General features: G+C 66.3%; 7 protein-coding genes. 2 read left to right on the top strand and 5 right to left on the bottom strand.

Features of this window, described 5'->3' with window-relative positions; genetic code table 11:
* Nucleotides 1-50: 50 nt before the first annotated feature.
* Genes PGB34_RS15375 through uvrA form a run of 5 tightly spaced genes read right to left on the bottom strand, consistent with a single transcriptional unit; the run spans nt 51 to nt 10,775 of the window.
* Complete coding sequence (locus tag PGB34_RS15375; protein ID WP_271428981.1) at nt 51-1,184, bottom strand: Fic family protein; 1,134 nt, start codon at nt 1,182-1,184, stop codon at nt 51-53.
* Entirely contained in the window at nt 1,181-2,116 is a 936-nt protein-coding gene (locus tag PGB34_RS15370; protein ID WP_271428980.1) for a GIY-YIG nuclease family protein, read from the bottom strand. The genes PGB34_RS15375 and PGB34_RS15370 overlap by 4 nt, the downstream gene beginning before the upstream one ends.
* A gap of 22 nt (nt 2,117-2,138) precedes the next feature.
* Nucleotides 2,139-3,407 carry a restriction endonuclease subunit S gene (locus tag PGB34_RS15365; protein ID WP_271428979.1) on the bottom strand — a complete coding sequence of 423 codons (1,269 nt, stop codon included), beginning with the start codon at nt 3,405-3,407 and terminating at the stop codon, nt 2,139-2,141.
* On the bottom strand, nt 3,397-4,956 hold the full coding sequence (locus PGB34_RS15360; protein ID WP_271428978.1) for a type I restriction-modification system subunit M: 1,560 nt from the start codon (nt 4,954-4,956) through the stop codon (nt 3,397-3,399). Before PGB34_RS15360 ends, PGB34_RS15365 begins: the two co-directional genes overlap by 11 nt.
* Before the next feature lie 47 nt (nt 4,957-5,003).
* Nucleotides 5,004-10,775 (bottom strand): excinuclease ABC subunit UvrA, encoded by a 5,772-nt coding sequence (uvrA, locus tag PGB34_RS15355; protein ID WP_271428977.1) that lies wholly within the window; start codon nt 10,773-10,775, stop codon nt 5,004-5,006.
* A gap of 165 nt (nt 10,776-10,940) precedes the next feature.
* Between uvrA and PGB34_RS15350 the strand changes: the two genes are divergently transcribed.
* Nucleotides 10,941-12,053: an ABC transporter substrate-binding protein gene (locus tag PGB34_RS15350; RefSeq protein ID WP_271428976.1), complete on the top strand. Its 1,113-nt coding sequence runs from the start codon at nt 10,941-10,943 to the stop codon at nt 12,051-12,053.
* A 228-nt stretch (nt 12,054-12,281) separates the two neighbouring features.
* Entirely contained in the window at nt 12,282-12,977 is a 696-nt protein-coding gene (locus PGB34_RS15345; protein WP_271428975.1) for a GntR family transcriptional regulator, read from the top strand.
* The last annotated feature ends 2 nt before the right edge of the window (nt 12,978-12,979 follow it).

The raw sequence follows: 12,979 nt of genomic DNA, 5'->3' as shown, positions 1-12,979 counted from the left end.
GAAAGCAACCTTTAATTGAAGATTTCTTGTTTAAGTTTCATTGAAAAAACTTAAACAAGAAAGAGCTTTAAGTAAGATTCGAAGGCGAACACGCGGTTGCGCGCATAGCCGGTCTGCTCCCGCAACAAGCCAAAGCGCACAAACTCAGCCACCAAGGCATTGGCAGAAGGCGCGCTGATGCTCAGGGCGGCCACGACGTCCGCCACCGTCACAACGGGGCGGCGATACAACAGCCGCAGCAGTTCAAGCCCCTTCTTGCCGCGGCGTCCCAGCTCGTGCATCCGCGCCTCCGACTCCGTGCGAAGGCCCAAGACCTTCTGGAAGGTGTTTCTGCCGTTGGTCGCCGTTTCAGCCACACCGGTCAGGAAGAAGCGCACCCAATGGTTCATGTCGCCCGACGTGCGCACTGCCATCAATGCATCGTAGTAACTGGCCCGGTTGCGCTCGAAGAAATCCGACAGGTACAGCGCCGGTTTGTACAGAAGCCCCTTGCTGACGAGGTACAGCGTGATCAGCAGGCGGCCGATCCGCCCGTTGCCATCACAGAACGGATGGATGGTCTCAAACTGGTAGTGGCTGATCGCGATGCGTACCAGATCAGGCACCTCGACAGCCTCGTTGTGCCAGAACTTCTCCAGATCGCTCATCAACTCCGGCACCTCGGACGGATGAGGCGGGACAAAGGCTGCATCCTTCAGACCGGAGCCGCCAATCCAGTTCTGCGAGGTGCGGAACTCGCCAGGCATCTTGTGTTCACCGCGCACACCGCGCATCAGGATGGCATGCGTGTCGCGCAGCAAGCGATTGGACAGCGGTAGATTCTGCAGCTCCGCCACGGCCGTGTTGATCGAGTCGATGTAGTTGCGCACTTCATGCCAGTCATCGCGCTTCTCGGGCGCGATCAGCTCTTCGCTCATCACTGCCTCGTCCATCGCCGTCTGCGTGCCTTCAATTCGGCTGGACTGGTTCGCCTCCTTGGCGATGTGCATCTCGATGAACAGGTCCACATCAGGCACGATCAGCGAAAAGGCGTTCAACTCTCCCAGCGCGCGCGTGGCTTGCTCCAGCAAGGTGTTGATGCGCGGGTCCTCCCATACCCAGGGCTGGTTGACCAGCACCGGCGCAAAGCTCTTGTACTGGTACTGCTGGCGCCAGACGCCGGGGGAAAAGCCTTCGAACTTCATGAGCTGCCTGCCGCCTCCTCTGCCTTCTTGCGCTTCAACTCGTCCAGGGTGCGGCCCGCCGAATCGCGCCATTCCAGCCAGCCGTTAGAGCTGCGACCCAGCACCACGTCCGACGCGCCGCTGGGCGAGCGGAACAGCACATCGCGCTGGAAAAGATAGGTGCCGTTGTCCAGCACCAGGTCCCCGGCATCGATCAGACGCTGGCGGTGCTTGCCCGCAGACATGCTGACCATGCTGGCCACGATCTCCGGGCGGGCACGCGACCCCTTGAGCACCACCATGCCTTCTTCGGTGTACTGGCCCGTCGCCTCAGCGCCCTGCGGGCCGCTGCAACGGAACACCTCAGCGGCTGCGGCAGCGCCAATCAGTTCGCCGGGCAACGCAGGTGCATCGCCCAGGCGAGGCTCGGCGCGCGGGAGAAGCGGTTCAAGAAATTGCTGACCCAAGGTCGACACCAGCGTTCGAATGGTGTCGAAGATGTCCTGGCAATCGGCTTCCAGCCAGGCCGGCGTGTGCGGCTTGCTGCCTGCCGTGCCGTTTTCCACCGTGTAGCGCTGCGCGGCGTTGGCCTGCTGAATGCTACGCCACTCCAGGTACATCGCATGGGTTTGCGTGAGGCTGTGCGTCAGCGAAATGGCCACCAAGGCCCGGTTCCAGAACTTGCGTTTGGGGTCGACATCGTGCTCGCCCAGGCGCTTGCCCAAAGTGCCGGTCTGCCCGATGTACACGGCCGGCCGGTCCCTTTCCTCATCATCCCCGATCAGGTAGTAAACGCCCACCTGTCGCGACTCGGGCATCTGCATGAACGCTGGCAGCAGCGGCCGCGGCACTTCGATGACCTGAACGATGCTCGTGGTCAGGGCGGCGACCTGAATGCCGCGCGGATCGCCGGTGGGCAGAAATATCTGGATGGTTCGGGGACGTGCGTTCATGACGGGCGCGTGGCTATATCAACTACGAGGTGACGTTGCGAGCAGCATCGTCCACCATCTCCATCGCTTCGGGCAGGCGCAAGTGTCCGGAGATCAGGCGCGGGAGCAGGGTGTCGCGGAGGGTGGCGAGGGTTTGGGATTGCAAAGCATTTGACTTCACGCGCTCATGCACGCGTATCGCAGTTGCCTCGTATGCGTCCACGCACAGCCGGGATGGGATCAGGTAATTCAGCCCATGGAGGTGGTTTCGGTTGAGAGTAGGAACAGCCGAACCGGCATTGAAAGAACCGAAGTCCAAGCCGCGCAGCAACTCATAGGCATAGCAGGGGCTGGCTGCCTTGAACTCCTTGACCCATAGCGTGGTGTTCAATGGCCAATAGTCGCCAAGTTCTATAAAGACTCGCCCAAGCACGCCTGACCGGCCAGTCACGACGCCAGGCCCCTTCGCCATCGCTACCTTGTGCGTTCCACTGGGGCCGCTTGCCGCAATGATCGGAAATGCGCCAGCCACGCGATCATGACTCGGGAGATCGAAACCTCGTTGCAGTACGAGCAAGTCTTGCAGAGTACCAACCGACCACCCCTTCGGCACCAACCCCAACTCCGATTCCTCGAATCGATCCGGAAACAGCGCCGCCGTTGCCTCGTCCATGCCTTCGGGGGCGCGGCCTTCCATCTTGGCGCGCACGGGGTCGAAATCGACAAACCACGACTTGAACAGCGCCTGGGCGATGGCTTCGAGCGTGGCGTTGGTTTCGCGCAGGAGGGTGATGCGGTCGTCGAGGGAGCCGAGTAGCGCTGCAACTTCACGCTGAACTTGTAGCGACGGCAATGGAAGGGAAATGCGTTGCAGTTGACCGACCGAAAGGTTTGGCTGAGCAGACCCATTGTTGAGGCTCACTGCACTCTGTTGTCCGGCAGCGCTGCAAAGGAAGAAGTAGAGGTACCTCGGGTCAACCGTTGGGCGCGCCCTAATCACAACCAGCGACGAAGCGATAGCGCCGCTTTCGCCAGGATAGACAAGTGCCATCTTCCCAATCGACCCGCGAAGGCAAAAAAGAATGTCGTTGTGTTCAATCTTGCCCGCGCGAAGGCGCGCAAACGCCGCCGGCGTGATCCGCCTCACAGACTCCAATTGCAGTCGCCCGTCCCTCAAGTCAGCCGCACTAATAAAGGGCACCCCGCCCGGGATGTAGTCGTCTTGGCTCGGGTAGTTCGAACTGCGATCTCCATTTATGAACGTTGCGGCTTCAGCAAGTTGCGCAGTAGGGAACATCCACTCAAAACTCATACCCCAGCCCCCCCAGCTTCTTCCGGATCAGCGCATCCAGTTCCGCGCCCTTCGCCATCTGCTCGCCCAGCGTCTCGGTGAGCTTCTGCATCTTCTCGGCGAAGGCTTCGTCGTCGTCCTCGACCTCTTCAGCGCCGACGTAGCGGCCGGGGGTCAGCACATGGCCGTGCTGCGCAATCTCTGCCAGCTTCACGCTGCGGCAAAAGCCGGCCACGTCTTCATACGCGGGCGCTGATGCATCGCCACGCCAGGCGGCGACGGTGTTCGCGATGTGGTCGATTACCGGGTCGGTTAGCTCGGCCTGCACGCGGCTGATCATGGTGGCGAGTTTGCGGGCGTCGATGAACAGCACTTCGCCCTTGCGCGCAGGTGCTTTCTTCTTCGTCAGGAACCACAGGCATGCCGGAATCTGCGTGTTGAAGAACAACTGGCCAGGCAGCGCGACCATGACTTCGACCACGTCGTCTTCCACCATCGCTGCGCGAATCTGCGCCTCGCCGTTCTGGCTGCTGCTCATGCTGCCGTTGGCCAGCACGATGCCGGCGCGGCCGGTGCCGGGTTTCAGGTGGTGCAGCATGTGCTGCAGCCAGGCGTAGTTGGCGTTGCCTTGAGGCGGGTCTCCGTACACCCAGCGTGCGTCGCCTTCCAGGCTGCCGTGCCACCAGTCGCTGATGTTGAAGGGCGGGTTGGCCAACACGAAGTCGGCGCGCAGGTCCTTGTGCTGGTCGCGCACGAAGCTGTCGGCCGGCTCCTTGCCCAGGTCGAAGTCCAGGCCGCGGATGGCCAGGTTCATCGCGGCCAGGCGCCAGGTGGTGGGGTTGGCCTCTTGCCCGTAGATGGACACGTCGCCGCGCTTGCCTCCGTGCGCCTCGATGAATTCCTCGCTCTGCACAAACATGCCGCCACTGCCGCAGCACGGGTCGTACACCTTGCCATGGTGCGGCGCGAGCACGGCGACCAGCGTCTTGACGATGCTGCGCGGCGTGTAGAACTGGCCGCCGCGCTTGCCTTCGGCGTTGGCGAACATGCCCAGGAAGTATTCGTAGACCTGCCCGAGCACATCGCGCGCCTGCGCGGCATCGACGCCGAAGCCGATGGTGGAAACCAAGTCGATCAGCTCGCCGAGCTTGCCGTCGGGCAACTGGGCGCGGGCGTAGCGCTTGTCGAGGATGTTTTTGAGTCTCGGGTTCTCGGCCTCGATGAGCGTGAGCGCGTCGTCGATGCGCTTGCCGATGTCTGGCTGCTTGGCGGCGGCGCGCAACGCTTCCCAGCGCGCGGCTTCGGGCACCCAGAAGACGTTGGCGGCGCGGTAGTAGTCGCGGTCCTCCAGTTCGGCGTCCAGATCCTCGGGCGTCGCGTCCGCGAAGTGGTACTCATCAGCCTCGTCGGTGAAGCGTCTCACCAGTTCAGCCTGGTGCGCGGCAAAGGTGTCGGAGATGTACTTGACGAAGATGAGGCCGAGCACGAGGTGCTTGTACTCGGCCGCATCCATGTTGGCGCGCAGTTTGTCTGCGGTCGCCCAGAGGGTTTTCTTGAAGGACTCGATCATTTGGGGGCGGATTCTCGCGCGCTTGCGAGGCCCCGCTCCCGCGCTGTTTACGCAGCCCCCCGCGCCAGCACCGGCCCCAGCGCCACCCCCGTGTGCGTACCCAGCCGCACCACCTCTTCAGGCGGCGCGCTGGCCACCACGCGGCCGCCGTTCTTGCCGCCTTCGGGGCCCAGGTCCACGATCCAGTCGGCCTCGGCGATCAGGTCCAGGTCGTGCTCGATCACTACCACGCTGTGGCCGCCGTTGACCAGGCGGTGCAGCACATGGATCAGCTTTTCGACGTCGGCCATGTGCAGGCCCACCGTGGGTTCGTCCAGCACGTAGAGGGTGTGCGGCGCCTTGTTGCCGCGGCGCGTGACGTCGTCGCGCACCTTGCTCAGCTCGGTCACCAGCTTGATGCGCTGTGCCTCGCCGCCACTCAGGGTGGGTGAAGGCTGGCCCAGCGTGAGGTAGCCCAGGCCCACGTCCTTGAGCAGCTGCAGCGGGTGGCTGATGACCGGCATGCTGGCGAAGAACTCGACGGCCTCGTCCACCTCCATCTGCAGCACGTCGCCGATGCTCTTGCCGCGCCAGGTGACGGCCAGGGTCTCGGGGTTGAAGCGCGCGCCGTGGCAGCTTTCGCAGGGCACCTTCACATCGGGCAGGAAGCTCATCTCGATGGTGCGCACGCCCGCGCCTTCGCAGGTGGGGCAGCGGCCTTCACCGGTGTTGAAGGAAAAGCGCCCCGGCGCATAGCCGCGGGCCTTGGCTTCCAGCGTGTCGGCAAAGAGCTTGCGGATGGTGTCCCAAAAGCCGATGTAGGTGGCCGGGCAGCTGCGCGGCGTCTTGCCGATGGGCGTCTGGTCCACCTCGAGCACGCGGTCGATGCCCTCGTAGCCGGCCACGCCCGTGCAGCCGGCCCAGGCGGGGCGCTTGCCTGCGGCGTCGGCCTCGCGGCCGGCCTTGGTCGTTCGCTGCTGCACGATGGCCTGCACATTGGCCAGCAGCACATCGCGCGCCAGGGTGGACTTGCCCGAGCCGCTGACACCCGTAACCACCACCAGCCGGTTGAGCGGCACCGAGACGTTGACGGCCTGCAGGTTGTGCAGCTTCGCGCCCGCCACCGACAGCCAGTCCACCGCGCCTGCGCCCTCCTCGGCATCGGGCAGCACCGGGCGGCGCGGATGCAGCGGATGCCGGATCGCATCGCGCAGGTAGCGGCCGGTCAGCGACTCTTCGGACTGCTGCAGCTGCGCCACCGTGCCCTGCGCCACCACGCGGCCGCCGCGCTTGCCGGCACTGGGGCCGATGTCGATCACATGGTCGGCGCGGCGGATGGTGTCTTCGTCATGCTCCACCACCACCAGCGTGTTGCCCTTGTCGCCCAGCTTGTGCAGCGCATCGAGCAGGATCTGGTTGTCGCGCGCATGCAGGCCGATGGTGGGCTCGTCCAGCACGTAGCACACGCCCTGCAGGTTGCTGCCCAGCTGCGCCGCCAGCCGGATGCGCTGCGCCTCGCCGCCCGAGAGCGTGGGCGCGCCGCGGTCCAGCGTGAGGTAGCCCAGGCCCACTTCTTCAAGAAACTCGAGGCGGCTCCTGATCTCGGGAATCAGGTCGCGCGCAATCTCGGCCTCGCGCCCGCTCATGGCCAGGGCCTGGACCCACTGGCGGATGTCGGTCACCGACAGCCGCGCGATCTCGGCGATGCCCACGCCCGCGAACTGCACCGCGCGCGCCGTCGCATTCAATCGCGTGCCATCGCAGCAGGGGCAGACCACGTCGGCCACGTCTTCCACCTCGGGCTCGGCAAAGGTCTGCTCGCGGCCGCGGTTGTCCTCGGCCATGGTGGAGTCGTCCAGCGCCTTGCGCTGCTCCTTGGTCAGCTTCACGCCGGTGCCCACGCAGTCGGGGCACCAGCCGTGCTTGCTGTTGTAGCTGAACAGGCGCGGGTCCAGTTCGGCATAGGAGGTGGCGCACACCGGGCAGGCGCGCAGGGTGGAAAAGACCTGCACGCGGCCGATGCCCGCGGTGGAGCTGCCCGATTCCATCGCGCCCTTGAGCGCGCCGATGTCGGTCAGCACGTGCACCACGCCCTTGCCATGTTCCAGCGCCCTGGCCAGCGCCTGGCGCAGCTCGGCTTCGTTCGCAGGGGTCACATCGAGGCTGGCCACGGGCAGCTCGAGCGTGTGTTCCTTGAAGCGGTCGATGCGCGGGAAGCCCGTGGTGGGCAGGAACTCGCCGTCGACGCGCAGGTGCGTGTAGCCGCGCGGGCGCGCCCAGTCGGCCAGCTCGGTGTAGACGCCCTTGCGGTTGACCACCAGCGGCGCCAGCAGGCCGATGTGCTGGCCCTTGTAGTGGCGCAACAGCTGGGCCGCGATGCTGTCGGGCGTTTGCGGCTGCACGGCCGCGCCGTCGCGCGTGCAGTGCTGCACCCCCAGCTTCACGTACAGCAGGCGCAGGAAGTGCCAGACCTCGGTGGTGGTGCCCACCGTGGACTTGCGGCCGCCGCGCGACAGCCGCTGCTCGATGGCCACCGTGGGCGGAATGCCGTACACCGCATCGACCTCGGGCCGGCCCGCGGGTTGCACGATGCTGCGCGCATAGGCGTTGAGCGATTCGAGATAACGGCGCTGGCCTTCGTTGAAGAGGATGTCGAAGGCCAGGGTGGACTTGCCCGAGCCGCTAACGCCCGTGACCACGCTGAACTTGCCGCGCGGAATGTTCACCGACAGGTGCTTGAGGTTGTGCTCGCGCGCATTCACGATCTCAATGGCGTCGCGCCCAGGCGCGGCTGCCACTTCATACCGAGGCGCCTTCTCGCGCACGGCCAGGGCCGCAGGGCCGAGCGTGGATTCATACGCGGCCAGCGCCGCACCCGTGTGCGTGCCCTTCATCGCGCGCACCTGCTCGGGCGTGCCCACGGCCACGATCTGGCCGCCGCCCTCGCCACCCTCCGGACCCAGGTCGATCACCCAGTCGCTGGCGCGGATCACGTCGAGGTTGTGTTCGATGACCACCAGCGAATGGCCGGCATCGAGCAGCTTGCGCAGCGCGCGCATCAGGCGCGCAATGTCGTCGAAGTGCAGGCCCGTGGTGGGCTCGTCGAAGAGGAAGAGCTGGCCCTTCCTGGCCAGTGGCTGGCGCGATTTGCTCGCGCCATTGGCCGCTTCGGCCAGAAAGCCTGCGAGCTTCAGGCGCTGCGCCTCACCGCCCGACAAGGTGGGCACGGGCTGGCCCAGCTTCACGTAGTCCAGCCCCACGTCCACGATGGGCTGCAGCACGCGCTGCACCTCGCGGTCGTGCACGAAGGCCTCGACGGCCTCGGCCACCGTCAGCTCCAGCACGTCCGACACGTTCAGCACGCGGCCCTTGCGCTCGATGGTGACTTCCAGAATCTCGGGCCGGTAGCGCTTGCCGTCGCAGTCGGGGCAGCGCAGGTACACGTCCGACAGGAACTGCATCTCCACATGCTCGAAGCCCGAGCCGCCGCAGGTGGGGCAGCGGCCATCGCCCGAGTTGAAGCTGAACTTGGCGGCCGTGTAGCCGCGCTGCCTGGCCAGCGGCGCGGTGGCAAAAATCTCGCGCACGGCGTCCCAGGCGCCCACATAGCTGGCCGGGTTGGAGCGCGCGGTCTTGCCGATGGGCGACTGGTCCACATAGACCACGTCGCTCAGGTGATCGGCGCCCAGCAGGCGGTCGTGCGCGCCCGCGCTGTCGGTGGGCTTGCCGAAGTGGCGCATCAGGGCCGGCGCCAGCACGTCCTGGATCAGCGTGGACTTGCCCGAGCCGCTGACGCCGGTGACGGCCACCAGCCGCTGCAGCGGGATCTCGACGCTCACGTCCTTGAGGTTGTGCTCGCGCGCGCCTTCGAGGATCAGGCGCGGCGTGCCCTCGCCCACCGGCCGCTTGAAGCCCATGCCGATCTGCTTGCGCCCGCCCAGGTAGTCGCCCGTGAGCGTGGCGGCGCCGCGCAGCGCATCGACTGTGCCGTCGAACACGATCTGGCCGCCGCGTGCGCCGGGGCCCGGGCCCATGTCGATCACGCGGTCGGCCGCCACCATCACGGCCGGGTCGTGCTCCACCACCACCAGCGTGTTGCCGGCGTCGCGCAGGCGCTGCATGGCTTCGGTGATGCGGTCCATGTCGCGCGGGTGCAGGCCGATGCTGGGCTCGTCGAGCACGAACAGCGTGTTGACCAGCGAGGTGCCCAAGGCGGTGGTCAGGTTGATGCGCTGCACCTCGCCGCCCGACAGGGTGCGGCTCTGCCGGTCCAGCGTGAGGTAGCCGATGCCCACGTCATGCAGGTAGCGCAGGCGGGTGGTGATTTCCTCGAAGAGCAGCTTGAGCGCCTGGGCTTCGCCGCTCTTCGCCCCTTCCGCCTCTGGGGGAAGGTGGGGATGGGGGCTCGCGGCGTCGGCAGCAGGGGAGGGAGCGGAGAGACGGTCGAACAACTGACGCAGCCGCTCGATGGGCAGCAGCATCAGGTCGTGCAGGCTCAGGCCCGGCAGGGCTTCGAGCTGCGCGCGCGACCAGGGCACGCCCACCGGCATGAAGCGCTTCCCGGGCGCGATCACCGCATCCGCATCGGCCTTGCTGCCCAGGCGCCACAGCAGGCTTTCGAGCTTCAGGCGCGCGCCGCCGCAGGCGGGGCACGGCGTGTAGCTGCGGTACTTGGACAAGAGCACGCGGATGTGCATCTTGTAGGCCTTGCTTTCCAGGTAGGCGAAGTAGCGGCGGATGCCGTACCACTGCTTGTTCCAGTTGCCTTCCTTGTAGTTGGGCGTGCCTTCGATCACCCATTGCTTCTGCGCCTCAGTGAGCTTGGCCCAGGGTGTGTCGCGCGGGATGCCGGCCGTTTCGGCATGGCGCATCAGATCGTCCTGGATCTCCTTCCACGCCGGCGTCTGGATCGGCTTGATCGCGCCCGCGCGCAGGGTCAGCCGCTCGTTCGGGATCACGAGGTTGAAGTCCACCCCGATCACGCGCCCGAAGCCGCGGCAGGCCTCGCAGGCGCCCACGGCCGAGTTGAAGCTGAACATCGAGGGGATCGGGTCCGCATAGCGGATGTCGCTCTCGGGGCAGTGCAGGCCGGTCGAGAACTTCCACATCTCGGCTTCTGCGCCCTCTTCAGCGGGCACCGCATAGACCGTCACGCGCCCCGTGCCACGCTTGAGCGCGACCTCGATGGCCTCGACCACACGCGCGCGCTCGGAGGACGAAAAGCGGAAGCGATCCGCCACCACATCGAGGACTTTGCGCGGCCCCGTGGGCGTGGCCACTTCGCGCTGCGCCTGCACGCGCGTGAAACCGCTGGCGCTGAGCCATTGTTCGATCTCGGCCTCGGTGGTGCTGCCGGGCAGTTCGACCGGAAATGTGACCACCAGCCGTGGGTCGCCGGAGGCCGCCGCCCGGCGCTGCAGCTCGGCATAGATGGTGTCGGGCGTGTCATGGCGCACCGGCAGCGCGGTCTGCCGGTCGAACAGCTGGGCGGCGCGCGCAAACAGCAGCTTCAGGTGGTCATTGAGCTCCGTCATCGTGCCCACCGTGGAGCGCGAGCTGCGCACCGGGTTGGTCTGGTCGATGGCGATGGCCGGCGGCACGCCTTCCACCTTGTCCACGGCCGGCTTGTCCATGCGGTCCAGGAACTGGCGCGCATAGGCCGAGAAGGTCTCGACGTACCGGCGCTGCCCTTCGGCATACAGCGTGTCGAACACCAGGCTGGACTTGCCCGAGCCGCTGGGCCCGGTCACGACGGTCAGTTCGCCCGTGCGAACGTCAAGGTCAAGGTTGCGAAGGTTGTGCTGGCGTGCGCCGCGAATCCGGATGGAGCCCTGTGTCATGCGTGCCTCGGGTGGGGGCAGGCATTCTAGGAAGCGGGGGCATGCCAAGTGTGCAATGCGTCACATGTTCGGCCGCAGGAGAGGGCTTTCCATAACCTCGAATTTGTCACGGTTTGATACATACGCGTGTCCAACAAAATGACTCAATAAACCAGGGAGCATCGAATGAACCACGCAACCCTCCGCATTCTTGCCGCCGGCCTGCTGCTGGGCGCCGCGCTGTCCGCCCACGGGCAGCTGCTGATCGGCCAGACCGCCGGCCTCACGGGCTCTGTGTCGGCCAGCGTGAACGAAACCGTGGTGGGCGCCAACCTGGTCATCGACCAGGTCAATGCCCAGGGCGGCATCCACGGCGAGAAGGTGGAGATGGTGCGCATGGACGACGCCTTCGACGTGGCCCGCTGCACCGAGAACGCCCGTGTGCTGGTCGAGGAGAAGAAGGTGCTGGCGCTGTTCATGACGCGCGGCACGCCCCACACGCAGGCGGTCGTGCCGCTGCTCGACAGGCACGGCGTGGCGCTGGTGGGCCCGTCCACCGGTGCGATGGTGCTGCACAAGCCGGTGCTCAAGAACATCTTCAACGTGCGCTCGACCTACCAGCGCGAGGCGGAAAAGGCGATCCAGCACCAGTTCACCGTGGGCCTGGAGCGCGTGGCCGTGGTGCATGCGGCCGACTCCTTCGGCGAAGACGGGCTGGCCGGCGCCATGATCGGCTTCACCAAGGCCGGCAAGTCGCCCACCGTGGTGGTGCCGGCCGACCGCGACAAGCCCGACTACGCGGCCATCGTGTCGAAGCTGACCGGCGCCAAGGTGCAGGCCGTGCTGTGGATGGGCTCGGCCGCCGTGGTGGCCGACGGCGTGCGGGCGCTGCGCAAGGCGGGCTCCGACGCGCAGGTGCTCACGCTGTCGAACAACGCCTCGGCCGGCTTCATCAAGCACCTGGGCACCGACAGCGCGGGCGTCATCGTCGCGCAGGTGTTCCCCAGCGAGCGGGCGATGGCGCACCCAATGGTGAACGAGGCCTCGAAGCTGGCGCGTGCCCAGAACTCGGTGCTCTCCCCCGCGATGCTGGAAGGCTATGCCTCGGCCAAGGTGCTGGTCGAAGGCCTGCGGCGCGCCGGTCCCAAGCCCACGCGGGCCAAGCTGCAGGCCGCGCTGGAGAGCATCCGCGGCCTCGACCTGGGCGGCGGGCTGGAAGTCAGCTACTCGCCGCAGGACCACACGGGCATCGACTTCGCCGAGCTGTCGATCATCAGCGAGGGGCGTTTCAAGCGCTGAACGCGGGCGCGCCGCCAGCCAGCGGCGCAGCCGGCCGCTCGTTCAGCGGCGGCGCGCCAGACGGGCGCCCGCGGCATTGACGTGGCATGCAACCTGCATGCAGGCCCCACAACAGCCGCCGCCGACGCACCTTCGCGATGCATCGGCGACACGGGGCGGGATAACGCCGATTCCATCGGTCCCCGCTCGCCCTAATACTTGATCAAACATCACAGATCGACGATCCACATGATTTCCGTGCAGCCCGACGCGCAGGCGCCAGACGCGCTGAGCCTGCTCACGCCCATCACCCGCTCCTCGGTCAACGAGTCGGTCTACCAGGCGCTGCGCAACAAGCTCATGCATGGCGAATACCGCGCCGGCCAGCCGCTGGGCATCCAGTACCTGGCCGATGCGCTGGGCACCAGCACCATGCCCGTGCGCGAAGCGCTGCGCCGCCTGGTGGCACAGCAGGGCCTGGAGCCGCTGCCCAACGGCACCACGCGGGTGCCGCTGATCACGCGCGAGAAGCTGGTGGACATCCGCCGCAACCGACTGCTGATCGAAGGCACGGCCATCGAATGGGCGGCGCCCCACATCGGCGCGGCCCAGCTCGACGAGCTGGAACAGCTGGCGCGCGAGATCACCGAGGCCCGGCGCACACGCGAAGGCGTGCCCGTGAGCCTGGAGAAGAACCTGGTCTTCCACTTCACGCTGTACCAGGCCGCGCAGTCGCCCGTGCTCATGGCCACCATTGAAAGCCTGTGGCTGCAGTCGGGCGCCTACCTGCGCGCGACGCGCGAGTTCCTGCACACGGAGGAGCAGCCGGCCGACCATCTGCATGAACAGACCATCGCCGCGCTGCGGGCCGGCGACGCTGCCGCCGCGCGCCGGCACATCGAAGAAGACATCAGCTGGATTTTTGACAGGCTGAATATCGAATGACG

This window comes from Xenophilus arseniciresistens (assembly GCF_028023875.1).
Taxonomy (GTDB): domain Bacteria; phylum Pseudomonadota; class Gammaproteobacteria; order Burkholderiales; family Burkholderiaceae_C; genus Xenophilus; species Xenophilus arseniciresistens.
Note: the sequence above shows the minus strand (reverse complement) of the source record. Positions and strands in the feature narration are given on the sequence as shown.